The following is a 25,881-nucleotide window of genomic DNA, read 5'->3' on the forward strand; positions in this document are numbered from 1 at the left end:
GGCACGCTGTTGAGTTCTCAAGGAACGGACGCTTCCTTCGGCCCCGTCTCCGGGCCCTCCGGGCGCTTCCCTTCGGTGTTTCCAACCCTACCAGACGCTTTCCGGGCCGCTTTCCCGCCCGTATTTCAATCCAGTGGCCGTTGGAATGGCCTTGCCTTTCGGCTGACCCGAACATTATCAGATTTCTCCGGGCCGGTTTTCCACCCGGTACAAGGATCGTCCGGACGCACAGCGTCTCGGCGTCCTCGTTCGGGGGAGATGCCAAAGTACTGGACGGCCGCGGCCGGAGGCAAATCGACTCCGGCCGCGGCCGTCCCGGGGGCTTTCGGTCCGTCAGACGTCCACGACGACAGGCAGGATCATCGGCCGCCGGCGGTAGTTGTCGGAGACCCACTTGCCCACCGCGCGCCGGATCAGCTGCTGCAACTGGTGCGCCTCGGCGATGCCGTCGGAGGCCGAACGCGCGAGCGCCTCCTCGATCTTCGGGACGACCGCGGAGAGCGCGGAGTCCTCGATGCCGGAGCCGCGGGCCTGCAGATGCGGCCCGCCGACGATCTTCCCTGTGGTGCTGTCGACGACCACGAAGACCGAGATGATGCCTTCCTCACCGAGAATGCGCCGGTCCTTGAGAGCCGGCTCCTTCACATCGCCGACCGAGAGGCCGTCGACGTAGACGTACCCGGCCTGCACCTTGCCCGCGATCTTGGCGATGCCGTCGACCAGGTCGACCGCGACGCCGTCCTCGGCGATGACGATGCGGTCCTGCGGCACACCGGTCAGCGCACCCAGCTCCGCGTTGGCCCGCAGATGGCGCCACTCGCCGTGCACCGGCATCAGGTTGCGGGGTTTGCAGATGTTGTAGAAGTACAGCAGCTCTCCGGCGGAGGCATGGCCGGAGACGTGGACCTTGGCGTTGCCCTTGTGGACGACGTTCGCGCCCCAGCGCGTCAGGCCGTTGATCACCCGGTAGACCGCGTTCTCATTGCCCGGGATGAGCGAGGAGGCCAGGATCACCGTGTCGCCCTGGACGATGCGGATCTGGTGGTCCCGGTTGGCCATCCGGGACAGCGCCGCCATCGGCTCGCCCTGCGACCCGGTGCAGACGAGGACGACCTCGTGGTCCGGGAGGTCGTCGAGCGTCTTGACGTCCACGACCAGGCCGGGCGGCACGCGCAGATAGCCGAGGTCCCGGGCGATGCCCATGTTGCGGACCATGGAACGGCCCACGAAGGCCACCCTGCGGCCGTATTCGTGGGCGGCGTCGAGGATCTGCTGGATGCGGTGGACGTGGCTGGCGAAGCTGGCCACGATGATCCGCTTCCGCGCCCCGGCGAAGACCTGGCGCAGCACCCCGGAGATCTCGCGCTCCGGCGGTACGAAGCCGGGGACCTCCGCGTTCGTCGAGTCGGCGAGCAGCAGGTCGATGCCCTCCTCGCCGAGCCGCGCGAAGGCGGGCAGGTCGGTGAGGCGGCGGTCCAGCGGGAGCTGGTCCATCTTGAAGTCGCCGGTGTGGACGACCATGCCGGCCGGGGTGCGGATGGCGACGGCGAGGGCGTCGGGGATCGAGTGGTTGACCGCGACGAACTCGCAGTCGAAGGGGCCGATGCGTTCGCGGTGGCCCTCACTGACCTCAAGGGTGTAGGGCCGGATGCGGTGCTCCTGGAGCTTCGCCTCGATCAGCGCGAGGGTCAGCTTGGAGCCGATCACCGGGATGTCCTGCTTCTCGCGGAGCAGGTAGGGGACGCCGCCGATGTGGTCCTCGTGTCCGTGCGTGAGCACGATGCCGTCGATGTCGTCGAGGCGGTCCCTGATGGACGTGAAGTCCGGCAGGATCAGGTCAACTCCGGGCTGCTCCTCCTCGGGGAAGAGCACCCCGCAGTCGACGATCAGCAGGCGTCCGCCGTACTCGAAGACGGTCATGTTGCGGCCGATCTCGCCGAGACCACCGAGCGGGGTGACACGGAGGCCGCCCTCGGGGAGTGGTGGCGGCGAGCCGAGCTCGGGATGCGGATGACTCAAAAGACTCTCCTCACCACGCGCGACCGCCCTCCCCGCCGTGCCCCGCCGCATGGTGGTACGGGCGGCGGGGCACGGCGGAGACGGCGTGGCGCGCGTGACATTCGTGCACGTGCGTCAGGTGTCTCGTTGTGGAGTTGTGCGGTTGTTCAGAGCTGTACCCCGCCGGCCGCCAGATCGCGCCCGAGCTGCTCGGTCTCCTCCTCGGAGAGCTCGACGAGCGGCAGCCGGAGCGGGCCGCCGGGCAGTCCCAGCCGGCCGAGGACGGCCTTGGTCGTGATGACGCCCTGGGTGCGGAACATGCCGGTGAAGACGGGCAGCAGCTTCTGGTGGATCTCGGTCGCCTTCTGGACGTCGCCGGAGAGGTGCGCTTCGAGCAGGGCGCGCAGCTCGGGGGTGACGATGTGGCCGACGACGGACACGAATCCCACGGCGCCGACCGAGAGCAGCGGCAGGTTGAGCATGTCGTCGCCGGAGTACCAGGCGAGACCGCTGCGGGCCAGTGCCCAGCTGGCGCGGCCGAGGTCGCCCTTGGCGTCCTTGTTGGCGACGATCCGCGGGTGCTCGGCCAGCCGGACGATCGTCTCGGTGTTGATCGGGACGCCGCTGCGGCCGGGGATGTCGTAGAGCATCACCGGCAGGCCCGTCGCGTCGGCGATGGCCGAGAAGTGCCGGAAGAGGCCCTCCTGCGGTGGCTTGCTGTAGTACGGCGTGACGGCCAGCAGGCCGTGCGCCCCGGCCGCCTCGGCGGCACGTGCCAGCTCGACGCTGTGCCGGGTGTCGTTGGTGCTGGCTCCGGCGACGACATGGGCCCGGTCGCCGACGGCCTCGACCACGGCCCGCACCATATCGGCTTTCTCGGCATCGCTGGTGGTCGGGGACTCACCGGTGGTGCCGTTGACGACGATGCCGTCGTTGCCGGCGTCCACCAGGTGGGCGGCGAGGCGCTGGGCGCCGTCGAGGTCGAGGATGCCGTCCGCGGTGAACGGAGTGACCATGGCGGTCAGGACCCGCCCGAACGGGGTCTGAGGAGTGGAGGTCGGAGCCATGGGTCCCACGCTACTCGTAGCGCACCGCGAGGCGCTCCCTCGGGGAGCCGGGAAGTGGAACCCGGCACTGCCTGCTCGGGGGTTCAGGCAGTGCCGGGTCCGGTTTCTCACCCTAGAGGAACCTGATAAACCCCCGCAATACGGGCGCCTCGCACGGCGTATCCGGACATCGGCGACCTAAGGGGCGACACGCCCGTTGGTGTTGAAGGCGGCATGGGTGAGCGGCATGAGCTCCGCCCACTCCGCCTCCATCCGCTCCCCCACCATCTCGATCTCCCGCTGCGGGAAGGACGGGACGGCGGCCTGCTCGTGCCGGGTGCGCAGCCCGAGGAAGTGCATCAGCGAGCGCGCGTTGCAGGTGGCGTACATGGACGAGAAGAGGCCGACGGGCAGCACCGCCCGGGCGACCTCGCGCGCGACGCCGGCGGCCAGCATCTCCTGATACGCCGCGTAGGCCCGGCGGTAGCTCTCCTCCATGACCCGGCCGGTCAGTGCGCGCTGTTCCGCGGATCCCTCCACGAAGCGGTACTGGCCGGGCCGTCCCTCCTGGACCAGCCTGCGGTCCCCGCCCGGGACGTAGAACACCGGCCGGAGCTCGCGGTAGCGGCCGGACTCCTCGTTGTACGACCAGCCCGCCCGGTGCCGGTGGAACTCGCGGAAGACGAAGATCGGCGCGCTGATGAAGAAGGTCATCGAGTTGTGCTCGAAGGGGCTGCCGTGCCGGTCGCGCATCAGGTAGTTGATCAGTCCCCTGGAACGCTCCGGGTCCTTCCGGAGCTCGTCGAGGGACTGCTCGCCTGCGGTCGAGACCCGGGCGGCCCACAGCACGTCGGTGTCGGAGGCGCTGTGCTTCACGAGCTCGACGGTCACATCGCTGCGGAAGCTCGGTTCGGCGGTCTCGGCTGGGGCGTCGGTCACGGTCGGGTCCTTCCCTGGCGTCTCTGGGCGGCGCCCAGCTTACGGGCCGGTACGGAGACGTCCGCGGGGCCGCCGGGAGCGGCTCCCGCCCCTGGCCGGCGCCCTGAGGTGGTCCGGACCGGGTGGGGGTCGATAATCTCACCGGGCACAGCCTGTTCGAGCGTGCATACGAGTGAGGACCAGTCGTGCCCCTGACCTTCCTGACGGCCGACCGCGCATTCGACGAGGCCGCGGACGACATCGCCCTGCCGCACCACGACGAGAACCGCTGGCGCCGCCCCTACCGCCCCGGCCCCTGGCGGGTGGGTGCGGCCGCGCTTCTGCTGCTGCTGGCCTCGTACATGCTCGTCGCCGCGGTGATCGTCGCCTTCGCGGGCGCGCTGTCCGCAACGGTCACGGCGGTGGTCTCGGCCGCCGTCGTGATCGCTCTGGCCCTGCGGGTGCTGCGCATGGGTGTCTGGGTCAGCGCGCACGGACTGCGGCAGGCCGCCCTGCTCACCACACGCACCGTGCCCTGGGACCGGCTGTCCCGGGTGCGGACCGTCCAGCAGCCGGTGAAGTGGCTCGGACTGCCGCGCACCCTGCAGGGCCAGGCCCTGGTCGCGGTGCCCGACGGCGGGGAGCCGCTGCGGCCTCTGCTCACCGACCACAACGCCGACTTCCTGGGCCGCCCGGGGGCCTTCGACCGGGCCGCGGACGCGGTGGAGGGCTGGGCTGCGCACTACGGCCGCTGAGGGCCGCGGGACCACCGGGCGCCAGGGCCTTCCCGGCGCGCGCGGGTGCCCGCTCGCGCCCGATCGGGCCGCCTCGCTCGGACGGGCCGGTCGCCGGACGCGCCGTTGGCCCCCCGCCCGGCACGGCGGGCGGCGGGTGTACGGGCTCAGGCCCGGACGGGACGGCCGTCGTGCAGGGCGATGGCCCGCTGCATGGCCCTGCGGGCGCGGGGGGTGTCCCGTGCGTCGCGGTAGGCCACGGCGAGGCGGAACCACACCCGCCAGTCCTCGGGCGCCGACTCCGCCTCGGCCTTGCGGCGGGCGAAGACGGCGTCGGCGGAATCACGGTCGATCCGGCCGCTCGGGGTCCGCAACAGCTCGTCGACGGGCAGGCCGCCCTCGGCCTCCAGCTCGGCGGCGAGCCGGTCCGCGTCGCGGGCGAAGCGGGTGGTCTGCCACAGGAACCAGACGCCGATCAGCGGCATCACCAGCACGGAGACGCCGAAGGTGACGGTCACCGCTGTGCCCTGCCCGATCAGCGCCAGGCCCCGGCCGCCGGCCAGGACGAAGTAGACGCAGAGGACCCCCGCGAGAACGCCGTAGGTGATCTTGTCGCGCATCGCGGTCAGTCCAGGTCCAGGAAGTGTTCCAGGCCGAGGGTCAGCCCCGGCGTGGACACCACGCGCCGGACGCCGAGCAGGATCCCCGGCATGAAGGAGCTGTGGTGCAGGGAGTCGTGGCGGATGGTGAGCGTCTCGCCGGTGCCGCCGAACAGCACCTCCTGGTGCGCGAGCAGCCCGCGCAGCCGCACGGAGTGCACCGGTACGCCGTCCACGTCGGCGCCGCGCGCCCCGTCGAGCGCCGTGGTGGTGGCGTCCGGCTGGGGGCCGCGGCCGGCCTCGCGCCGGGCCTCCGCGATGAGCTGGGCGGTGCGGGTCGCCGTGCCCGAGGGTGCGTCCGCCTTGGTCGGATGGTGCAGTTCGATGACCTCGGCGGACTCGAAGTACCGGGCCGCCTTCCGGGCGAACTCCATGGTCAGCACGGCGCCGATGGAGAAGTTGGGCGCGATCAGCGCACCGGTACCGGGGGACTCGGCGAGCAGTCCGCGCACGGTCTCCAGGCGCTCGCCGGTCCAGCCGGTGGTGCCGACGACCGCGTGGACGCCGTTGCGGATCAGGAACTCCAGATTGCCCATCACCGCGTCGGGGTGGGTGAGATCGACCGCGACCCGGGCCTTCGCCGCGGTCAGCGCGGCCGGGTCGTCGTCGCGGTCGAGCGCGGCGACGAGCTCCATGTCCTCGGCGGCCTCCACCGCGCGGACGGCCTCGGACCCGATGCGCCCCTGGGAACCCAGGACTGCCACTCGGAGCTTGCTGCTCATGGCGGGATGTTCCTCACTTCTTCCGTGAACCGGCCGGCCGGCCCGTGGCGGGCCGGCGGCGGCCGGTGGACTGATGCGCCGGCTCCAGTGTGCCGCCGCGGCCGGGCGGGCCGTCAGGCCACCACCTCGTGGAGGCGGTCGGCCTGCCGGTCCTTGAGCGGCCCGATCACCGACAGCGAGGGCCGCTGCCCCAGCAGATCACGGGCCACCTCGCGGACCTCGTCCGGGGTGACGGCCGCGATCCGGCCGAGCATGTCGTCGACGGACATCTGGTCGCCCCAGACGAGCTCGCCCTTGCCGATGCGGTGCATCAGGGCACCGGTGTCCTCCAGGCCGAGGACCGTGGAGCCGGACAGCTGTCCCGTGGCCCGCCGGATCTCCTCGTCGGTCAGCCCGTGCCGTGCGACCTGTTCAAGTTCGTCGCGGCAGAGCTTGAGGACGTCGTGGACCTGGCCGGGGCGGCAGCCGGCGTACACGCCGAAGAGTCCGCAGTCGGCGAAGCCCGTGGTGAAGGAGTAGACGGAGTAGGCCAGTCCGCGCTTCTCCCGGATCTCCTGGAAGAGCCGCGAGCTCATGCCGCCGCCCAGCGCGGAGTTGAGGACACCGAGCGCCCAGCGGCGTTCGTCGGTGCGGGGCAGACCGGGCATGCCCAGCACCACATGGGCCTGCTCGGTGTTCCGGCTGAGCAGATCGACGCGCCCGGCGGTGCGGACGGCGCGGCTGCCGGAGCGCGGGGCGACCGGCTGCGCGTCCGTACGGGAGAGCGCCCCCGCCTGCTCGAAGGCGGTGTGGACGAGCTCGGTGATCCGGTCGTGGTCGACGTTGCCCGCGGCGGTGACGACCAGGTGCGTCGGGTCGTAATGCTTCTTGTAGAAGCGGCTGACGCGGTCGCGGGTGAGCCCCTCGACCGTCTCGACGGTGCCCAGGACCGGGCGGCCGAGCGGGCTGTCGCCGAGCATGGTGCGGGCGAAGAGGTCGTGGACGCAGTCGTCCGGGTCGTCCTCCGTCATGGCGATCTCTTCGAGGATGACGCCGCGCTCGGCCTCGACCTCGGCCGCGTCGATGACCGAGGAGGTGAGCATGTCGCAGAGGACATCCACGGCCAGCGGGACGTCCCGGTCGAGCACCCGTGCGTAGTAGCACGTGTACTCCTTGGTCGTGAAGGCGTTCATCTCGCCGCCCACGGTGTCCAGCGCGGCGGAGATGTCCAGCGCGCTGCGCCGCCCGGTGCCCTTGAAGAGCAGATGCTCCAGGTAGTGGGTGGCGCCGCCCAGGGCCGGGGTCTCGTCGCGGGAGCCGACGCGCGCCCAGATGCCGAAGGTGACCGAGCGGACCGTCGGAAGGGTCTCGGTGACGACCCGCAGGCCGCCGGGGAGGGTGCTGCGGCGGACCGTACCGGTGCCGTTGTCGCCCGGGAGGAGCGTTTCGGTACGGCCGACGGCCCGCCCCTCCGAGGAGGTGCGGGCCGTCGGGCGGTGTGATCCGCCCGCAGGGGACAGGGAGGTCACTTGGCGGCTTCGTCCTTCGTCTGCGGCTGGGCCTCGGGCTTGGCGGCGTCGCCGCCCTCCGCCTCGTCCATGACGGGGATCAGCGAGAGCTTGCCGCGCTGGTCGATCTCGGCGATCTCGACCTGGACCTTCGCGCCGACCTTGAGGACGTCCTCGACGTTCTCCACGCGCTTGCCGCCGGCGAGCTTGCGGATCTGCGAAATGTGCAGCAGGCCGTCCTTGCCCGGCATCAGCGAGACGAACGCACCGAAGGTGGTGGTCTTGACGACCGTGCCCAGGTAGCGCTCGCCGACCTCCGGCATCGTCGGGTTGGCGATGCCGTTGATGACCGCGCGGGCGGCCTCGGCGGCGGGGCCGTCGGCGGCACCGATGTAGATGGTGCCGTCGTCCTCGATGGTGATGTCGGCGCCGGTGTCCTCCTGGATCTGGTTGATCATCTTGCCCTTGGGGCCGATGACCTCACCGATCTTGTCCACCGGGATCTTGACGGTGATGATCCGCGGGGCGTTCGGGGACATCTCGTCCGGGACGTCGATGGCCTCGTTCATCACGTCCAGGATGTGCAGGCGGGCGTCGCGGGCCTGCTTGAGGGCCGCGGCCAGCACGGAGGCCGGGATGCCGTCCAGCTTGGTGTCGAGCTGGAGGGCGGTGATGAACTGCCGGGTGCCGGCGACCTTGAAGTCCATGTCGCCGTAGGCGTCCTCCGCACCGAGGATGTCGGTAAGGGTGACGTAGTGCGTCTCACCGTCGACCTCCTGGGAGATCAGGCCCATCGCGATGCCCGCGACCGGCGCCTTGAGCGGCACACCGGCGTTCATCAGCGACATGGTGGAGGCACAGACCGAGCCCATGGACGTCGAGCCGTTGGAGCCCAGCGCCTCGGAGACCTGCCGGATCGCGTACGGGAACTCCTCCCGGGTCGGGAGGACCGGGAGGATCGCCCGCTCGGCGAGGGCACCGTGGCCGATCTCGCGGCGCTTCGGCGAACCGACGCGGCCCGTCTCGCCGACGGAGAACGGCGGGAAGTTGTAGTTGTGCATGTAGCGCTTGCGCGTCTCGGGCGCGAGCGTGTCCAGCATCTGCTCCATGCGGAGCATGTTGAGGGTGGTGACGCCCAGGATCTGGGTCTCACCGCGCTCGAACAGCGCCGAGCCGTGCACCCGCGGGATCGCCTCGACCTCGGCGGCGAGGGTGCGGATGTCCGTGACACCGCGGCCGTCGATGCGGACCTTGTCCTTGATGACGCGCTCGCGCACCAGGGACTTCGTCAGCGCGCGGTAGGCGCCCGAGATCTCCTTCTCGCGCCCCTCGAACTGCGGCAGCAGCTTCTCCGCGGCCAGCGCCTTGACCCGGTCCAGCTCGGCCTCGCGGGCCTGCTTGCCGGGGATGGTGAGCGCCTGGGCGAGCTCGTCGCGGACCGCGTGGGTCAGCGCCTCCAGGACGTCGTCCTGGAACTCCAGGTAGAGCGGGAACTCGCCGACGGGCTTGGCAGCCTTCGCGGCGAGATCGGCCTGGGCCTTGCAGAGCGTCTTGATGAAGGGCTTCGCGGCCTCCAGACCGGCGGCGACGACCTCCTCGGTGGGCGCCTCGCCGCCGCCCTTGACCAGCTCGACGGTCCTGGTCGTGGCCTCGGCCTCGACCATCATGATCGCGACGTCGCCGTCCTCCAGGACACGGCCCGCGACGACCATGTCGAAGACGGCGTTCTCCAGCTCGGAGTGGGTGGGGAAGGCCACCCACTGGCCGCTGATCAGGGCGACACGGGTGCCGCCGATCGGGCCGGAGAAGGGCAGGCCCGCGAGCTGCGTGGAGCAGGAGGCGGCGTTGATCGCGACCACGTCGTAGAGGTGGTCGGGGTTGAGCGCCATGATCGTCTCAACGATCTGGATCTCGTTGCGCAGGCCTTTCTTGAAGGAGGGGCGCAGCGGCCGGTCGATCAGGCGGCAGGTGAGGATCGCGTCCTCGGAGGGGCGGCCCTCCCGGCGGAAGAACGAGCCGGGGATGCGCCCGGCGGCGTACATCCGCTCCTCGACGTCGACCGTCAGGGGGAAGAAGTCGAGCTGTTCCTTGGGGTTCTTGGACGCGGTGGTGGCCGACAGCACCATGGTGTCGTCGTCCAGGTAGGCCACGGCCGAGCCGGCGGCCTGACGGGCCAGGCGGCCCGTCTCGAAACGGATGGTGCGGGTGCCGAAGGAGCCGTTGTCGATGACGGCCTCGGCGTAGTGGGTCTCGTTCTCCACCAGGAAAATCTCCTCGTCTGCGCCCCCTGCCCGTGTGGCGGGGGACGATGGCGGTGGAGCGCCTCTGCCGCCTCACTCCGCGGGCCGGGCCGGTCTTCGATCGAAGCCTCCGGAGACGCTGCCTCCGACGGCCACTACCGAGGACCGGCGCCTGTGGCGACGGTGCTGCGGTGGGGTGGCGCTCCCCCTCATACGGTGTTCTCTTGTTCCGACCAGACTACAAAGCTTCCGCTTCCGTCACACGACGGAGCGGTCCGGCCGGAGTCCGGCGCCGCGCGGCGCACAGGCGCACGGACGGCGCATACGGCGAAGGGAGCGGCCCCCTGGCGTGGGAGCCGCTCCCTTCACGGCGTCTTACTTCGCGCCCGCCGCACCGCGGCGGATGCCCAGGCGCTCCACGAGGGCGCGGAAACGCTGGATGTCCTTCTTCGCCAGGTACTGCAGCAGCCGGCGGCGCTGGCCGACCAGGAGCAGCAGACCACGGCGGGAGTGGTGGTCGTGCTTGTGGGTCTTCAGGTGCTCGGTGAGGTCCGAGATGCGCCGGGTGAGCATCGCGACCTGGACCTCGGGGGAACCGGTGTCACCCTCCTTGGTCGCGAACTCGGCCATGATCTGCTTCTTCGTAGCGGCGTCGAGCGACACGCGGTACTCCTCTGTGATGTTCGATGCGCCCACGAGTGCCCCTGGTCTTGGTCTCAGGGGGGCTTCCGTGACTCGGAGGCGGGGATCCGATGAGCGCTGCGCCCAGAGCCCGCAGGCTCCGGGGGTGCGTACACAAACGGCCGTCACACAGCGTACCAGCCTCGTTCAGGAGGTCAGTGCCCGGAGGGAGTGGTAGACGTCGAAGACCGCGAGGCAGAGCGGGATCAGGGTCAGCAGGACGAAGGCCTCGGCGATCTCCAGGAACCGGCCCCAGAACGGGGTGACGCCCTTCCGGGGCACGATGAGCCCGAGGGCGACGACCACCGCGGCGGCCGCGGCGATCGCGGCGGCGAGCCACACCGTACGGAGATCCAGTGCCGCGCTGTCGCCCCGCAGGGCGTCGCGGATCAGGGCCGCCGGGGGGTTGAGGGAGAGCCCGAGCCCGAGCAGCACCAGCGACCCGAGACCGGCGGCGAGCGCGCAGCCGACCTGTGAGGTGTAGCGGAAGAGGTGGGCGCGCATCAGCATGGCGACGCCGGTCGCCAGCGCGAGGAGCTGGCTCCAGACCTGGCCCGAGAAGCCGAGTACGGCGGCCGAGCCCACGGCCACCAGCGAACAGCCGCCGACCAGACCGACCAGCAGCTCGTGGCCCCGCCGCGCCCGGGCGGCGACGCGTTCGGCGTCGACCGGCCCCTGGGGGTCGGGGTCCGCTCCGTACTCGCCCCGGGTGGTGCGCGGCGGCTCGAAGCCGACGGGAAGCCGGGCGAAGCGCGTGGCGAGTCCGGGCAGGAAGGCGAGCGCGCCCACGGAGAGCGGGACGCATACGGCGGCGGTCTCGCTCGCCGTCATTCCGGCCGTGATCGCCGTGAAGGTGACCAGCAGTCCGATGGCGGAGGCGAGGACGAAGGCGACGAACGGGCTGTCACCGCGGGGGGCGACCGCCGTCAGGACCACCGCGAGGACGAGGACGGCCGCGCAGGCCATGAGGAACTGCAGCTTCCCGACGCCCTGGCCCCCGGCCGGCGGCAGCAGGCCCGCGCCGGCCACCGCGGCGTTCGCGAGGGCGCCGACACCCAGCGCCACGGCGGCACCCCGGTCGTCGTACACCCGGGCGCGGACGCTTGCGAAGGCGAGGAGCAGGACGCCCGCGACGGCCGCGAGGATGCCCTGGAGGCCGTGCGTGTCGTGGCGCGGGGCGGCCGCCCACAGCGCGAAGGCGAGCAGCACGAGCAGCACCGAACCGGCGAACAGGCCGGCGCCCCGCAGCAGGTCGTCGCTCCACAGGGTGCGGTCCCGGGCGACCGCGGAGGCGACGGCGTCCGACACGTCGTCGAAGACCGCCGGGGGCAGGGACTCCGCGAAGGGGCGCAACGAGAGCAGTTCGCCGTCGAGAATGCGCTGCGCGGCGAGCGACCGCGCGCCGTCCAGGACCGTTCCGTTGCGCCGCACCAGGTGGTATCCCACCGGGGCCCCGGTTTCCGGGCTCTGCCCGGAGAGGCGGAGGATCTCGGGGCTGAGGTCCGCGACGGGGATGTCGTCCGGCAGGGCGACGTCGACGCGGCCGTCCGGCGCGACGACCGTGACCCGGCAGAAACCGGTTCCGCCGCCCGGCGGAGCCGCGGGGGCCGGCTGCCCGGCTCCGCTGGCCGCGGCTGGGGCCGTCATACTCACCTGCTGCTTCCCCTCGTCCTCGCCCGTGGCCGCGAGCCGCGGCCGCGGAACGCCGGCCGTGGCGCCGCGTCCCGAATGACCCTGCTGCCGTGGGCGGTTGCTGACCGTGGAACCGGGACGCGGCGCCACCCTACCGCCCGTCCGTCACCCTGTGCGCCAGTAGGATCGCTCCGCGCGGAGGGTCCCTTCACCGCGGGGGTGCCGAACGCAATTTCTCTGTCCGGCAAGAGAATTGGTGAGCAGTGAGCCAGATCGTCGTCAAGCGCCCACCACGGGTCCTGCCTCCCGAGGTGTCCGACGAGGAAGTGCGGCTGCAACCGCCGCCGGAGCTGCCGAGAGGCCAGCAGGAGGGCGCACTCATGCAGTTGCTGCCCATGCTGGGCATGGGCGGCTCGGTCGTGTTCTTCTTCATGACGCCCAATCCGATCATGCGGATCATGGGCATGGTGATGATCGCGTCAACGGTCGCCATGGCGATCGCGATGCTGGTCCGCTACCGGCGCGGCACCCAGGGGCAGCTGTCCGACCTGCGGCGCGACTACCTCAAGTACCTGACGCAGACCCGGCGCTCGGTGCTCAGGACGGCGCGGCTCCAGCGTGACGGACAGTTCTATCTGCACCCCGCGCCGGAGCAGCTGTGGGCGCTCGTCGCCGAGGGCAGCCGGGTGTGGGAGCGCCGGGTCGCCGACGAGGACTTCGGGCAGGTGCGCGTCGGGCTGGGCAGTCAGCAGCTCGCCACGCCGCTCGTCGAGCCCGACACGGCGCCCGTGGACGAACTGGAGCCGCTCACCGCGGACGCGATGCGGCGTTTCCTGGCCACGCACTCCACGCTGGACGGCCTCCCGATCGCCGTCTCCCTGCGGGCCTTCTACCAGCTGACGGTGAGCGGCGAGCCGGAGTCCGTCCGGTCCGCGACGCGCTCGATGCTGGCGTCGCTCGCCTCCCTCCACTCGCCCGAGGACCTCCTGATCGCGGTCGCCGCCGGGCCCGAGGAGGCCGGGCACTGGGAGTGGGCGAAGTGGCTCCCGCACGTCCAGGCCCCGGGGCCCGGGGACGGTGCGGGCAGCCGGCGGCTGATCACCACCGACGCGCACGACCTGCAGGATCTGCTGGCCTCACGGCTGGACGGCCGGCCCCGTTTCCAGGGCGCCGGGCACCCTCTGCTGGACCGGCCCCACATCGTCGTCGTGCTGGACGGCCGGTCGGTGCCGCCCACATCGCCCCTGGCCGCGGCGGAGGGCCTCCAGGGCGTGACCGTGATCGAGGTCGCGCCCGGCGAGGCGGGCGGTGCGCGCGGCGGTCTCTCCATGGTGGTGCACAAGGACTCCCTCCGGCTGGAGTCCGGGCACGGCCAGGTGTACGACGGAGAGCCCGACACGATGAGCCCGGAAGCGGCGGAGGCCCTCGCCCGCCAGCTCGCCCCGCTCCGTGTCGCGACGGGCGGGGACGACGAGGAACCCCTGCTCGCCAACCTGGAGTTCACCGATCTGCTGAACCTGGGGGACGCCGCCTCCGTCGACGTCGCCCGGACCTGGCGGCCGCGCTCGCAGTCGGAGCGGCTCCGGGTGCCCATCGGCGTCGGCGAGGACGGCACCCCCGTGATGCTGGACCTCAAGGAAGCCGCGCAGGAGGGCATGGGCCCGCACGGCCTGTGCGTCGGCGCGACCGGATCCGGCAAGTCGGAGCTGCTGCGCACGCTCGTGCTGGGCCTGGCCGTCACCCACTCCTCCGAGACCCTCAACTTCGTCCTCGCGGACTTCAAGGGCGGTGCCACCTTCGCCGGAATGTCCCGCATGCCGCACGTCGCCGCGGTGATCACCAACCTCGCGGACGACCTGACGCTGGTCGACCGCATGGGCGACTCCATCCGCGGTGAGCTGAACCGGCGGCAGGAGATGCTGCGCGACGCGGGCAACTACGCCAACATCCACGACTACGAGAAGGCGCGGGCCGCGGGTGCCGCCCTGCAGCCGATTCCCTCACTGGTGCTCGTCATCGACGAGTTCAGCGAACTCCTCACCGCCAAGCCCGACTTCATCGAGATGTTCGTGCAGATCGGCCGGATCGGACGCTCCCTGGGCGTCCATCTGCTGCTCGCCTCGCAGCGGCTGGAGGAGGGCCGGCTGCGCGGCCTGGAGACCTACCTCTCCTACCGGGTCGGCCTGCGCACCTTCTCCGCGGCCGAGTCGCGCGCCGCCCTCGGTGTGCCCGACGCCTACCAGCTCCCCAACGTGCCCGGCTCGGGCTACCTCAAGTTCGGCACGGACGAGATGGTGCGGTTCAAGGCCGCCTACGTCTCCGGTGTGTACCGCGCGGCCTCCCACCGGACCTCCGCCCCCGGCGGGCCGCTCCCGGTGGACCGCCGGCCGGCCCTGTTCACGGCCGCGCCGGTTCCCGTCCGCTACGCGGAGCCGGAAGCCGCGCCCCGCGTCCCGGAGCCGCGGGCCCCGGAGGACGACGCGCTGGCCGACACCGTGCTGGACGTCATCGTGCGGCGCCTGGAGGGACGCGGCGCGGAAGCCCACCAGGTGTGGCTGCCGCCACTGGACAACCCGCCCTCGCTGGACGACCTGCTGCCGGGCCTCACGGGTGTCCCGGGCCGCGGGCTGACCCGGCCGGACTTCGACGGCGGCCGGCTCGTCGTCCCCGTGGGCGTCGTCGACAAGCCGTACGAGCAGCGCCGCGACACCCTCTACCGGGACTTCTCGGGCGCGGCCGGCCATATGCAGATCATCGGCGGTCCGCAGTCGGGCAAGTCGACCCTGCTGCGCACGCTCGTCGCCGGCTTCGCGCTGACCCACACACCGCAGGAGGTGCAGCTCTACGGCCTCGACTTCGGCGGCGGCGGCCTGTCCTCCGTCGCCGGGCTGCCGCACGTGGGCGGGGTCGCCTCGCGCCTCGACCCCGAGCGGGTCCGGCGGACCGTGGCCGAGGTGTACGGCATCCTGTCGCGCCGTGAGGAGTACTTCCGCGGCGCGGGCATCGACTCCATCGCCACCTACCGCAGGCTCCGGGCCCGCGGCGACATCTCCGTGACGGAGCAGCCCTGGGGCGACGTCTTCCTGCTCATCGACGGCTGGGGCAACTTCCGCAGCGACTACGAGGGGCTGGAGGGCGCCGTGCTGGACATCGCGGCCCGCGGCCTCGGCTACGGCATCCACCTCGTCATCACCGCCTCCCGGTCGATGGAGGTCCGGGCCCACCTCAAGGACCACCTGATGAACCGGCTGGAGCTGCGGCTGGGCGACACCATGGACTCCGAGCTGGACCGCAAGGCCGCGGCCAATGTGCCGACCGGAGTCCCGGGGCGCGGCCTCACCCCGGAGAGGCTGCACTTCATGGCCGCGGTGCCGCGGATCGACGCCATCAACTCCGACAGCGATCTCTCCGAGGCCACGGCCGCGATGGTCCAGGAGACCAGCCGCCACTGGACCGGCGCCGGGGCCCCCGAGGTCCGGCTGCTGCCCCGCGAACTCCCGGCGGAGAACCTTCCCGCGGGCTCGGCCCACCCGGAGCGCGGCGTCGCCTTCGCCATCGACGAGAACAATCTGGAACCGGTCTTCGTCGATTTCGACCGCGACCCGTTCTTCCTCGTCTTCGGCGAGAGCGAGTCCGGCAAGTCCAATCTGCTGCGGCTGCTCATCCGGCAGCTCACCGAGCGCTACGACGGGGACTCCTGCAAGCTCCTCGTCGTCGACAACCGGCGCGCGCTGCTGGACGTCACCCCGGCCACGCACCTGGCCGACTACGTGCCGATGTCCAACACCATGGACCACCACGTGGAGGCGCTGGCCGACCTGATGAAGCGCCGCACCCCGCCGGCCGACGTCACCGCCCGGCAGCTCCGCGACCGCAGCTGGTGGACCGGCCCCTCGGTGTACGTGGTCGTCGACGACTACGACCTGGTCTCCACGTCCAGCGGAAATCCCCTGGCCGCGCTCACGGAAATGCTGCCCTTCGCGCGCGATGTCGGGGTGCGCTTCATCATCGCCCGCAGCTCGGCGGGCGCGAGCCGGGCCACCTACGAATCCTTCATGCAGCGGATGATGGAACTCGGCGCCCAGGGTGTGCTGCTCTCCGGAGACCCGCAGGAGGGGGACGTGCTCGGGGGTGTCCGGATGCGCCCGATGCCACCGGGCCGGGGCTTCTTCGTCTCGCGGCAGCGCGGCAATCCGCTGGTGCAGACGGGCCTGATGCCGGCGGAGGTGTCCTGATGATCGGTGCCGCCGTCTTCACCGGCGCGTTCGCGGTGGCGTTCGTCGCCTTCGGCCTGTTCGTGAACCCGCGGAAGCTGTGGTGGCGCTTCCGGGCACCCCACTTCGACCACCCGGAGGCGCACGAGCCGTCGGCGGCCTCGTTCACGGGGCGGCGGGTACTGCTGGTGCTGCTGGGCCTGTTCCTGGCGTGGCAGTGCGTCGAACTGCTGCGCCTGGGTGGGGTCTTCAAGACCGGTCCGGATCACGAGGAAGTCCTTGAGCGGGTGGAGAACGCGGCCGCGAGCCTGGAAACCGGCAAGGACGGCGGGCAGTACAAGATGCCGGTGGGTGAGGGATCCTGGGGCTTCTTCATCGACCCCCGGCTCAAGGGCCCCGGCGACGACCCGGTCGCGGTCCTCGTCTCCGCGACCGACGCGGAGGGCGACGGCGAGGACGTGGAGCGCTACAGGATCGACGGCATATGCCTGACGGTCAGGGCGACCCCGGATCCCGGGCAGTCCGAAAGGGATCACGCCATCGACAACCTGACCTATCGCGTGAAGACCGACGTTGTGGACAGTCCTTGCGAGGACGAGTAGGCCGTCCGTAGGTTGAACCGATCCGGGGGCCGTACAGATGGCGAACCGTCATAAATCAGCAAACGGGGGAAGGGGCGCCCGCTGATGGCGTGGGACGAGTGGGAGCAGTTGAAGGCGTCTGCGGCCGAACGGCAGTCGACGCGCATGCAGTTGAACCGGCTGCCGGACGAGGACAGGCCCAACACGGGGACGGGGCCCGGCGACCTCAAGGCAGGCCAGGAGGACCTCGCCCGGATCGGTGACGAGGCGTACACGCTCTACAACCGGCTGTGGGATGAAGCCCGTCCCCAGGACGCCGAGCCCGCGGGGCCCGATCTCGACCGGCAGGGCTTCGCACTCGGCGCGGCCCTGAAACACGTCTCCACCCGCTGGGACAAACAGCTCGGCTCCCTCATGGACGCGTGTGCCCTCATCTCGAACCACATGGAGTTCTCCAACAAGGTCCACACCGAGGACGACACCCGGATCCAGCGGCACGTGAGCAGCATCCACACCCTCGACCAGGGCTTCGACGAGTCGTACGCACCCCCCGGCGAGCGCAACGAGGTGTACGGCACGGATGACGACAAGGACAAGAAGGACTAGGGGGAACGTTCTCGTGGATTTCGAAGCCCTTCATTCTGCCAACTTCAGCACGCTGGACAGCGCGGTGAAATCGTGGAACGGCGTGGTCGGCAAACTCGAGACCCTGGAGAAGGACGCGCGCGAGGGACTGCGCGGCAAGGCCAACAAGGCCGACTGGTCCGGTTACAACGCCACCGTCTCGCGCGAGTTCATCGGCAAGACCGCCGGCGAGTTCGAGGACGCACACACCCAGGCGACGTCCATCCGGAACATCGTCCGGGACACTCGCGACGAACTGAAGCTTCAGCAGAGCAAACTGCTGAAGGCCATCGCCCGGGGCAGGGACAACCACCTCCTCGTCCAGCCGAAAGGCGGCGGCTTCACGGTCGAGGACCCCGAGAACAAGGCGGCGGGCGGCCAGACGGCCGTCGACGCCCTGCGCGACGAACTCCAGGGCATCCTCAACAAGGCGACCGAGATCGACACGACGGCGGCCACCGCGCTCAAGGCACTGGTCGATCTCACCGATTACGGATTCTCCGGGGCCGAGTACAAGGACCGCGACGCGGCCGCCGCAGCCGTCAAGGAGGCCGAGAAGCTGGCCGCACTGGCGAAGAAGAATCCCGAGGACCTGAGCGTCGCGGAGTTCGACGCGCTCAACGCCGGTCTCAAGAAGTACTCGGGCGACGAGATCTTCGCCGAACACTTCGCCTCGACCCTGGGCGCGAGGGGAACCCTGGAGTTCTGGGCGGGGATCAACGACCCCTACCGGGGGCGGGAAGTCGGCCAGGAGCGGCACGACCAACTGGACGACCTGCAGAAGCATCTCGGCCTCACCCTCGCCACGGCGACCCAGGCGGACACCGTGGAGATGGCGACGTGGAAGCGCGAGATGACGGATCTCGGCGACCAGCGCGTGGGGAAGACCGGTTACACGATGGGCTTCCAGGTCATGAGCAACCTCATGCGCTGGGGGAACTACGAGGACCGGTTCCTGACGGACTACGGAACCGAGCTGATCAACACCGAGAAGAAGCTGAGCGACAACGGCCGCCACATGCCGACCGGGTGGGCCCCGATGGGGATGGCCCCGCTCAACCGCACCGGCACCGATTCCGGTTGGGACCCCATGACCGGCTTCATGAAGGCCCTTGCGAACAGCCCCGGCGCGGCCACCGACTTCTTCAACGACACGTTCGTGACGAAGGACGAGGACCACGACTTCATGACGAAGAACAAGGAAGGAAAAGAAGTACGGGACGAACTGTCCAATTTCGAGTACCTCTTCGAGGAACGTGACTGGCCCCCGGAGCGGGACAGCGAAGGCGAGGAGAGCATCGCCGGGCGCAACAACTTGGCCATGGCCCTGGAAGCTGCGACCACAGGCCACCCGGCCGGGGAGATGCCTACGGCCGACACACCGGCGCACAACGCGGGTCAGACGAAGCTCGTGGAAAGCATCTTCGCCTCTGTCTCGGAGAACCCGAATCGCCTGACGGATCACGGTTACATGTCGGACAGCCTCGGCCAGATTGCATCTGAATACCTGCCGGACATGAATCGAGCGATGGCCAATGACCCGTCCAACAAAATCCAGCAACTGTTCCCCGTAGCCGGCTCAGCGGCGGACTTGAACCACAGGGAAGTCACGCGGTTCCTGGTGACAATAGGCCAGAATCCCGAGGCATACGCCGCCGTCGAAGCAGGCCAGAAGAGCTACATGGGAAACCTGCTGGACTACCACCTAAACCCCGATCTTCCAGAAGACAGCCGCTACGTATCGAGCCAGCAGCTCACCGTAGAAGAGATTACGCATGCTTCAGGAGAGATCTCAGGAACCCTCAGCATTGGACGCCAAGAGGCTGTGGCCGGCGCCGCCGATCAATCCGACAAAGACTATGCAAACGCCATGACACAGCTAAAGGGTGCCATTTCGGGAGGTGTGGGCATCGGTATTGGCGTTGGTACAACCTTCATCGCTTCGCCTGTGGCCGGCGCCGTAGCGGGTGGTGCAGCAAGCACAGTGAGCGGTGCAGTCCTTGAACAGCTGTTCAAGGACGCGGAGGGCGATGCGAAAAGCGCCGCCGGTCAAGAGATGGGCAAACACTGGGAGAACGGCATCGACCGCAATACGGAATATTCCCAAAAGGCAGTGTCGGATGCCATCAAGGCGCATGGCTTGGAGTTGCCTGATGCACACGCCTGGGCGCGAGTGGGGTCACGCGACGGCTTCCTCGCCGCGGGCACCAACACCAAAGCCATGGGCCCGGATCTCACAACTGACATTTGATCGGAAATCGTTGTATGCACATCACTCCCAAAGCAGGCGCAGCATGGAACAGCACTCACTGACGCTCAGTCAGCCTTACCGGAAGAGTTGGTGGAGTGCCGCATGCGTAACAGCAGCCATCGTTCTCGGACTCACCGGTTGTTCCGGCGAGGAGAAGCGCACCTACAAGATTCCGCCCTCTCTCTGCGGTGTGCCGCTTGAGTCAGACCTCATCTCTCCTTTTCTGCCTCCAGGTTCAACCATCAGCGTCTCGCCTTCCACACCAGTTGACGGCACTGAACGCTGCACTGTCCGTGTGGATGGCGAGTCAGTAATGATAGCCAGCCAGGAATGGTGGGACGAGGCGAGTAGAGCAACGCCTCAGAAGGTCGCGTCGGCGCATGCCCATGTGGAGCCGAATAATATTTCGGAGGACGGCAGGTATGTCCATTCCTCCAGAGGGGCGGCCTGGCAGGTGTCGTGTCGTGAGCCACAACGCAGCAAGAGTGAACTCTTCATCGTTATCCAGATCCCCGAGTCCGGGACTCCTGACGAGGATTCCATGAAAAGACTCGCCAAGGCATACGCAGAGGAAGTGGCGTCCTCAGACAAGTGCGTACGAAACCACTGACCACGCCTCCCCGGGATGCGCGGAGTCGTCCGTTGAGGACCAGGAAGCCGGCCATCCCCCTTGCGGCACTGCTGGCAGTCGGCTTGGGGGGTTCCGCGGCTTATCTCTTCGGGGTTCCACCGTTCGAGAAGCGCGGTGGCATCGGCGTGGAAAGCGTCTGTGCGTCTCTCGGCGAACCGGCGAAGGCGGCACGTGCGCTGGAACGGGTTCTCCCCGACGCGTCCGAGTACTCCTTCGACGACAGCGTGAGCGGCGGAAACGTCGCACAGGGAGATTCCGGCTACACCGCCGACTGCTTCGTCTCTGGCGATGACGGTGTTCTGCTCAGCGCCAGAGCGCAGCTGATCCTGGTCGGTTCGCCGGGCAGCACACCGGAGGACTGGGAAGCCGAGGTCCTCGGGGACAAGGCGGGGGAGAGCGGAAGTTTCGCGGCGGGATCGAAGGGCGTGGCATCGGCGTCCAGGGCGGCCGTACTGGTGCCCTGCGCCAAGCCCGGGACGGTTCCCGGGGGCTCGTACAGCCTCAGTGTCGTCGTCGACCGGAAGAAGGCGACTGGAGAAGGCGACTCCGGAATACGCCGGGGTCTGACCGATCTCGCTGTCGGCGCGGCCCGTTACTCGCATGAGAAGGCGGGCTGCGACCTTCCGTCCGAACTACCCGGCTGACCGGACGGTTCCGGCGCCCCGTTCCCGCCCGGGCAGGCGGTGGGTGGCGGGCAGGGGAACCGGAGAACGGCGGGGTGGGCGCCTCCCGTGCGCGTCCACCCCGCCGTTCCCCTGTGCGGTTGTTCTGCCCCCGGCCGGGCTCAGAAGTGGCTGGCGGCCTTCCTGTCGCCCGCCTGGTAGGTCGGGCCCGCCTCGCGGACCGCCTTCGCGATGCTCTTCAGCGCCTCCTGGATGACGCGCGTCTCCTTGTCCCACTTGGCGTGGGCCGTGTCGGCCGCCGTCTTGGCCTCGCCCTCGAAGGTGTTCGAGACCGAACGGATCTTCTTCTGGAGAGCTTCGAGCGCCTCGTCCACGCGCCTCGCGCTCATGTCGATGCTCTTGGCCGCTTCTTCGAGCGAGGAGTACGTGACGAGCATGATGTCGCCGTTGTTGCTGCCCATGTGACTGCTCCTGGTGGCATGGATGTGGGTGGGGAGAAGGACGGGACGCGCGAGGCCGCGCTCCGCGTCAGTACTTGGCGATGTTCGAAACGGCCTGCTTCTCCGCCGCGGCATCACCGGAGAATCCGCCGGTCACGTCGACTCCGCGGAGCGCCGCCTGCACCTCGTCCTCGGTGTTGCCCGCGGTGGTACGGGTGACCTGGATCGCTTCCTGGAAGTTGAGCAGCAGCCGCGAGATGCGGACCATGGCCATGTTGATCTCGTTCTGCTTCAGGTCGAAGGCGCCGGCACCGACACCCTTCCAGCGGCCCTCGAGCCCGTCGATGGTCCCCTGAAGGCGCTTTACCTCGCTCTTGATGCCCTCGAACTGAGTGGTGATCTCGTCCTGGAAAAGCTTGAGATCCTGATCTCCGACCTTCTGGACCGTCATGTGTCCTTCTCCCTCTGCTGGATTCTGGAGTGAGCGGCGCCGGCTTGTCCGACGCCGCAGGTAGGGGTCAGTGGGTGGTGGGGCGGGTGCAGGTGCGCCGCCGCTGTCACAGGCTTCGCCGTCGGCGGAGCATGACAAAGGCACCGCCGGCGAGCGCGGCCGCCGCGGCGGCTCCGCCGATGACGAGGCCCAGGCTGCCGCCGCCCGCCTGCTCGTCCGAGGCCGAGACGGCCGCCTCGGCTCCGGGCTTGCCCTCGGGGGCCTCGGACGACGGCGGTGCCGTCGGCTTCTTGGACGAAGAGGACGGCTTCTCGTTCTCGGCGTCGGGACCGGTCTTCTGGTTGGTGAGCGGGTTGATGTCCGGATCGCCGGGCTTGCCGAGGCCGCGGTTGATGTGAGCGCCGGGGCGAATGACGCCGTAACCGTAGTACTCACTCAGCGTCTTCTTATCGCCGTCCTTGCCTCTGCCGGCGCTTTCGAGCATGACCCGGAGCACCTGATTCGCGGTCCATTCGGGATGCGCGGACCAGATCAGGGCGGCGGAGGCGGAAGCCAGGGCGGTCGCAGCACTCGTTCCGCCATCACCATCACAGTACTTCTGAAAAGTCTGATCGCACCAGAGTGGGATGTCCTTGCCCGGAGCGGCCAGGTCGACGAAGTCTCCGTGCTGGGAGTAGTCGGTCACGCGGCCGTCGGGGCCCGACGCCGCAACACCGACGACTTCCGGATAGCTGGCCGGGTACTCCTTCTTGTTCTCCTTGTGGCCAGTGTTTCCCACAGAAGCGAAGAACAACTTGCCCTTGCGTTGGGCATACTCCACAGCATCGTGAATTCTCGCGTTGTAGTACTCACTTCCCATCGACATGTTGATGATCTGCGCATCACTGTCCGCAGCGGCCCGGATCGCCTCTTGCTGGTCGAAGGCGTTAACCGATTCCCTGTTCTGCAGATCGGTGTCGGTCACCCGGAACGGAATGATCTTTGCACCTGGCGCCAAGCCCTGGAGTCCTCCCCCTTTGCCGGTCCCGGCAATGAGTTCGGCCATGGTCGTGCCATGCCCGTCGTAGTCGTCGGTCTCATCGCCCTTGACCCCGGTGGCGTCCATCCCTTTCAGCACCTGCCCCTTGAGTGAGGGCGTGGAGGGATTCACACCACTGTCGATGACCGCAACTTTGACGCCTTCCCCTGTGCTGGTCTCCCAAATCTCCTCGGCGTGCATGGCATCCAGGTACCACTGCTTGGACTGCACATCGATGGCCGACGCCGCAGGAGCCGCGCCAATGGCGCCGGCTCCCAGGAGTCCTCCCAACACCGCAGCGGAAAAGATCCGCTGGAGCGGACGGGACTTCCCGCGGATCCGGACCTTGGTCATTGCTGCCGTCATCCTGACTTCCGAACCTTCCCGTGCCTATTCGATCACCGGTGGTACAGCACCACGCTGCCGCACTGCCCACTCGTCTTCCGGGAGATGATCCGGACGTGCCGTCGGGCGTTGCCGCTCCTCGCCTCCGGACTGCCCCTGGCCAGCGCCTCGTTGGCCGGAACGCTCACCGGAGGAGGCACCTCTGATCAGCGACTGCTCTCCCCTGCCGCTGGTCAGCGGAGCTCCGACGACGCCGTTCGTCCGAGAGACTCCGCGGCCGTTGGCCGGGGAAGTCCTTCCCGGCGGATTGGCCCCCAGGGCTCCCGACCGGGGGACTTGCGCCGAGGTACGCCCCGCGGTGTCCGCACCTCCGCCGACAACCGTCCCCCTGGGAAGGCGTGATGTGGAGGAGCCCCCGGTAGCGGACTGCGGCGTACCTCCGACGATCCCGGCCTGACGGCCGGGGCGCGGCCCCGCCGAGGCGTTGGGCCGACCGTCGGCAACCGGTCGGCCCGCCGTCGTGGGACGACCCGCAACAGGGCCCTGATGTCGCCCGTCGGCAGTACTGGGACGTCCAGCCGCTGGTTGCCCCGGCATCCCCGGCCTTCCCCCCATCGGAGCTCGGCCCTGGCTGCCGGAAGCGGGTGCACGGCCAGTGGATTGGGCAGGATTCCCCATGGGACCGGGGCGCCCCGCCGAACCAGGCCCTCCCGCGCCTGGGCCCGTGCCCGGAACGCCGGGCATGCCGGCCCGTCCGGGCAGTCCGGTGGCACGCCCGGGCGACGTCGAGCCCGGTGCACCGGTGGGCCCGGGACGTCCGACCGCACGAGGTCCGGGGCCGCCTCCGGGGGCTCCGGGGTGGCCCAGGGAACGTGGTCCGTCGCCACGTATGGGCACGCCGAAGCTCGGTCCCGTGGGGGGAACACGGTTCTCCCCCGCCGTGCCCGGGGCCGGTGAGGCCGGCCCGGGAGCCGGTGGCGCCGACGGTGCCGGCAGCGCTGAGGTCGTGTCGATCTCCATCCGAGTGGATTCCCGGACCGGCCCCGAGACGCCGAGATCAGCGATCCGAAAGGCGCCATCAGCCTGCCGTGCTCCTTCTCCCGAGCTCGGGGGTGACGGAGAAGTGCGGTACAGATCGGGCCGCGCACTCTCACCCGACGAGGAAGCCCCGTTGTCCCTGCCTCCCGCAGGCTGCGGCACCGGCGCCTGCAGCGTCCGCGGTGGTTTCGGCGGTTCCTGGGACGCCAGGGTCTCCTCGGAGACCGCGTAGAAGGACGCCAGGCGGTTCATCTGGTTGATGGCCTCCTGGCGGTCCTTCTCTACCTGAAGGGCTTTCTGGTACTCCGGGTTGTCCTCAGTGCGTTCCGGGACGGGGAATTCGTCCGGCTTCTTCTGGACGAGCCGTCCGTCGCGCGGCGGCCGGGCGCTGCGCACGGAGGACAGGCCCGTGCTCGCCACCTTCATCTGGGTGCCGACCGCGTTGGCGAAGGTGCCCAGTCCCCAGGCGTACTTGACGAGTTCCTGCCCGTACCGCTGGAACTCGGTGGCCGCTTCGCCTTTCCACTCGGTCTTCGTGACGAATCCGTTGAGTTCTTCCGCCGCCTCGTTGAGCGCTTTGGTGGCCTTCAGCAGGGACACGCCGGCGTCCTCCAGGTCGGAGGGCTTGGCGCTCTCCAGGAGGTCGAGCATCGGATTGAGCCGCGCGCCTTCGAAGTCCGTCCGGCCGAAGACACTCTTCCCGGGGCCCATGCCGAAGGCTCCCCGGAAGAAGTCCGGCAGCCGCTCCATCATGTCGGCCGTGCCGAACTGGGCCTTGATCTCTGCCGAGTCCGCCTTCTGCTGCTCCTCGGGAGTCAACTCGGGCTTCTTCTCGTCACTCACCGGGAATCACCCCATGTCCGTCGGAAGGTCCCTGTCGCGGTCAAGAACCTTCTTCTCGCCGCCGGTTTGTTCGTCCCGCTTCGCCTCCGCTCGCGCCGCTTCGTCCAGGCGGGCCCTGATCTCGTGGAACCGGCGCCGCATGTCGTTCTCCACGTTGTCGAAGCCGACGTCCGCCGCGTGCACGGCGATGCCCAGCATCTCGATCTGGTCACCGAGGGACTTGGAGAGCTCGACCAGCGCCTTGTGGACACGGTTGTACTGCTGGAAGAAGCCGTCCGCCTCCGCGAAGGGCAGGTTCGTCCCGCTGAAGGACCCGCGGCTGACGCGTTCCAGCGCCACCTTGGAACTGCCGCCGTTGCCGCTCTCCAGCTCGGTCAGCAGCTTGTCGATCCGGGACCGGAACTTCCTGAGGGCGTCCACGCCGCGCTCGAGGTCACCCGCCACTGCCGTCCCCACCGTTCACCGCATCGAGCACGATGCTCCCCCTCCCCGTTTCGCGCCGGCCCTCATCCGGCCGGCCGTTGGTGACCGGCCCGCGGCCGAACGCGCTCTGCCAACAGTAGCCACCGACGGTGACAGTCCCAAGTTCCTTACCGGTTCCGGTACTTCCCGGCGTTCATACGCCCGGACAACCTTAGGCCCCACACATCCGCTGCCGGGGTGACGGCACGTCATTGCGGCGGGCCGTGCGAGGAGTGTCACACC

Annotated in this window: 21 protein-coding genes; 7 read left to right on the forward strand and 14 right to left on the reverse strand. The window is 69.6% G+C overall.

Going from position 1 to position 25,881, the window contains the following annotated elements; genetic code table 11:
* Positions 1–333: 333 nt before the first annotated feature.
* The 3 genes from KBZ10_RS07440 to thyX form a co-directional block, all read right to left on the reverse strand.
* Complete coding sequence (locus KBZ10_RS07440) at positions 334–2,019, reverse strand: ribonuclease J (RefSeq protein ID WP_210986719.1); 1,686 nt, start codon at positions 2,017–2,019, stop codon at positions 334–336.
* Positions 2,020–2,165: 146 nt separating this feature from the next.
* Positions 2,166–3,065 carry a 4-hydroxy-tetrahydrodipicolinate synthase gene (gene dapA, locus KBZ10_RS07445; protein WP_210986720.1) on the reverse strand — a complete coding sequence of 300 codons (900 nt, stop codon included), beginning with the start codon at positions 3,063–3,065 and terminating at the stop codon, positions 2,166–2,168.
* A 177-nt stretch (positions 3,066–3,242) separates the two neighbouring features.
* Positions 3,243–3,983, reverse strand: a complete 741-nt coding sequence (gene thyX, locus KBZ10_RS07450; RefSeq protein ID WP_210986721.1) for an FAD-dependent thymidylate synthase — start codon at positions 3,981–3,983, stop codon at positions 3,243–3,245.
* A 185-nt stretch (positions 3,984–4,168) separates the two neighbouring features.
* Here thyX and KBZ10_RS07455 point away from each other — a divergent pair, with 185 nt between their 5' ends.
* A complete protein-coding gene (locus KBZ10_RS07455) occupies positions 4,169–4,717 on the forward strand; it encodes a hypothetical protein (RefSeq protein ID WP_210986722.1) in 549 nt (182 codons plus the stop codon).
* Between the two features lie 146 nt (positions 4,718–4,863).
* Here the strand turns inward: KBZ10_RS07455 and KBZ10_RS07460 are convergent, their stop codons facing one another.
* The 6 genes from KBZ10_RS07460 to eccD all read right to left on the reverse strand — a co-directional run bounded on the left by KBZ10_RS07460 (position 4,864) and on the right by eccD (position 12,132).
* On the reverse strand, positions 4,864–5,316 hold the full coding sequence (locus KBZ10_RS07460) for a tetratricopeptide repeat protein (RefSeq protein WP_210986723.1): 453 nt from the start codon (positions 5,314–5,316) through the stop codon (positions 4,864–4,866).
* Between the two features lie 5 nt (positions 5,317–5,321).
* Positions 5,322–6,077 carry a 4-hydroxy-tetrahydrodipicolinate reductase gene (gene dapB / locus KBZ10_RS07465; RefSeq protein WP_210986724.1) on the reverse strand — a complete coding sequence of 252 codons (756 nt, stop codon included), beginning with the start codon at positions 6,075–6,077 and terminating at the stop codon, positions 5,322–5,324.
* Between the two features lie 113 nt (positions 6,078–6,190).
* A complete protein-coding gene (locus KBZ10_RS07470; protein WP_374223321.1) occupies positions 6,191–7,585 on the reverse strand; it encodes a M16 family metallopeptidase in 1,395 nt (464 codons plus the stop codon).
* The gene (locus KBZ10_RS07475; RefSeq protein ID WP_210986725.1) at positions 7,582–9,825 is read right to left on the reverse strand and encodes a polyribonucleotide nucleotidyltransferase; all 2,244 of its coding nucleotides are present in this window, start codon (positions 9,823–9,825) and stop codon (positions 7,582–7,584) included. The genes KBZ10_RS07470 and KBZ10_RS07475 overlap by 4 nt, the downstream gene beginning before the upstream one ends.
* 354 nt (positions 9,826–10,179) lie before the next feature.
* Positions 10,180–10,467 carry a 30S ribosomal protein S15 gene (gene rpsO / locus KBZ10_RS07480; RefSeq protein WP_019709763.1) on the reverse strand — a complete coding sequence of 96 codons (288 nt, stop codon included), beginning with the start codon at positions 10,465–10,467 and terminating at the stop codon, positions 10,180–10,182.
* Between the two features lie 165 nt (positions 10,468–10,632).
* Positions 10,633–12,132: a type VII secretion integral membrane protein EccD gene (gene eccD / locus KBZ10_RS07485; RefSeq protein WP_210986726.1), complete on the reverse strand. Its 1,500-nt coding sequence runs from the start codon at positions 12,130–12,132 to the stop codon at positions 10,633–10,635.
* 248 nt (positions 12,133–12,380) lie between these two features.
* Between eccD and eccCa the strand changes: the two genes are divergently transcribed.
* From eccCa to KBZ10_RS07515, 6 genes are all read left to right on the forward strand, one after another.
* Positions 12,381–16,352, forward strand: a complete 3,972-nt coding sequence (gene eccCa, locus KBZ10_RS07490) for a type VII secretion protein EccCa (protein WP_210986727.1) — start codon at positions 12,381–12,383, stop codon at positions 16,350–16,352.
* Positions 16,352–16,933, forward strand: coding sequence for a hypothetical protein (locus tag KBZ10_RS07495; protein WP_210986728.1), 582 nt, complete (start codon positions 16,352–16,354; stop codon positions 16,931–16,933). Before eccCa ends, KBZ10_RS07495 begins: the two co-directional genes overlap by 1 nt.
* A gap of 84 nt (positions 16,934–17,017) precedes the next feature.
* On the forward strand, positions 17,018–17,518 hold the full coding sequence (locus KBZ10_RS07500) for a hypothetical protein (protein ID WP_210986729.1): 501 nt from the start codon (positions 17,018–17,020) through the stop codon (positions 17,516–17,518).
* 13 nt (positions 17,519–17,531) lie between these two features.
* Positions 17,532–19,787, forward strand: a complete 2,256-nt coding sequence (locus KBZ10_RS07505; RefSeq protein ID WP_210986730.1) for a DUF6571 family protein — start codon at positions 17,532–17,534, stop codon at positions 19,785–19,787.
* A gap of 43 nt (positions 19,788–19,830) precedes the next feature.
* The gene (locus tag KBZ10_RS07510) at positions 19,831–20,397 is read left to right on the forward strand and encodes a hypothetical protein (protein WP_210986731.1); all 567 of its coding nucleotides are present in this window, start codon (positions 19,831–19,833) and stop codon (positions 20,395–20,397) included.
* 32 nt (positions 20,398–20,429) lie between these two features.
* On the forward strand, positions 20,430–21,062 hold the full coding sequence (locus KBZ10_RS07515) for a hypothetical protein (RefSeq protein WP_210986732.1): 633 nt from the start codon (positions 20,430–20,432) through the stop codon (positions 21,060–21,062).
* 140 nt (positions 21,063–21,202) lie between these two features.
* Here KBZ10_RS07515 and KBZ10_RS07520 read toward each other — a convergent pair whose 3' ends face one another.
* From KBZ10_RS07520 to KBZ10_RS07535, 5 genes are all read right to left on the reverse strand, one after another.
* Positions 21,203–21,502 (reverse strand): WXG100 family type VII secretion target, encoded by a 300-nt coding sequence (locus tag KBZ10_RS07520; RefSeq protein WP_210986733.1) that lies wholly within the window; start codon positions 21,500–21,502, stop codon positions 21,203–21,205.
* Between the two features lie 67 nt (positions 21,503–21,569).
* Positions 21,570–21,932: a WXG100 family type VII secretion target gene (locus KBZ10_RS07525; protein ID WP_210986734.1), complete on the reverse strand. Its 363-nt coding sequence runs from the start codon at positions 21,930–21,932 to the stop codon at positions 21,570–21,572.
* A 106-nt stretch (positions 21,933–22,038) separates the two neighbouring features.
* A complete protein-coding gene (locus tag KBZ10_RS07530) occupies positions 22,039–23,304 on the reverse strand; it encodes a S8 family serine peptidase (protein WP_247701989.1) in 1,266 nt (421 codons plus the stop codon).
* Between the two features lie 44 nt (positions 23,305–23,348).
* A complete protein-coding gene (locus KBZ10_RS29990) occupies positions 23,349–23,483 on the reverse strand; it encodes a hypothetical protein (protein ID WP_282107786.1) in 135 nt (44 codons plus the stop codon).
* Positions 23,484–25,182: 1,699 nt separating this feature from the next.
* Positions 25,183–25,620 carry a hypothetical protein gene (locus KBZ10_RS07535; RefSeq protein WP_210986736.1) on the reverse strand — a complete coding sequence of 146 codons (438 nt, stop codon included), beginning with the start codon at positions 25,618–25,620 and terminating at the stop codon, positions 25,183–25,185.
* Positions 25,621–25,881 lie beyond the last annotated feature (261 nt).

Source organism: Streptomyces sp. F63, from assembly GCF_018070345.1.
GTDB lineage: Bacteria > Actinomycetota > Actinomycetes > Streptomycetales > Streptomycetaceae > Streptomyces.

Bases quoted from the DNA above. Each gene is read 5' to 3' on its own strand.
- KBZ10_RS07500 (WP_210986729.1), top strand. From the start codon at position 17,018: ATGGCGTGGGACGAGTGGGAGCAGTTGAAGGCGTCTGCGGCCGAACGG.
- KBZ10_RS07530 (WP_247701989.1), bottom strand. From the start codon at position 23,304: ATGACCAAGGTCCGGATCCGCGGGAAGTCCCGTCCGCTCCAGCGGATC.
- dapB (WP_210986724.1), bottom strand. From the start codon at position 6,077: ATGAGCAGCAAGCTCCGAGTGGCAGTCCTGGGTTCCCAGGGGCGCATC.
- KBZ10_RS07460 (WP_210986723.1), bottom strand. From the start codon at position 5,316: ATGCGCGACAAGATCACCTACGGCGTTCTCGCGGGGGTCCTCTGCGTC.
- eccD (WP_210986726.1), bottom strand. From the start codon at position 12,132: ATGACGGCCCCAGCCGCGGCCAGCGGAGCCGGGCAGCCGGCCCCCGCG.
- KBZ10_RS07495 (WP_210986728.1), top strand. From the start codon at position 16,352: ATGATCGGTGCCGCCGTCTTCACCGGCGCGTTCGCGGTGGCGTTCGTC.
- KBZ10_RS07510 (WP_210986731.1), top strand. From the start codon at position 19,831: ATGGAACAGCACTCACTGACGCTCAGTCAGCCTTACCGGAAGAGTTGG.
- dapA (WP_210986720.1), bottom strand. From the start codon at position 3,065: ATGGCTCCGACCTCCACTCCTCAGACCCCGTTCGGGCGGGTCCTGACC.
- KBZ10_RS07525 (WP_210986734.1), bottom strand. From the start codon at position 21,932: ATGACGGTCCAGAAGGTCGGAGATCAGGATCTCAAGCTTTTCCAGGAC.
- KBZ10_RS07520 (WP_210986733.1), bottom strand. From the start codon at position 21,502: ATGGGCAGCAACAACGGCGACATCATGCTCGTCACGTACTCCTCGCTC.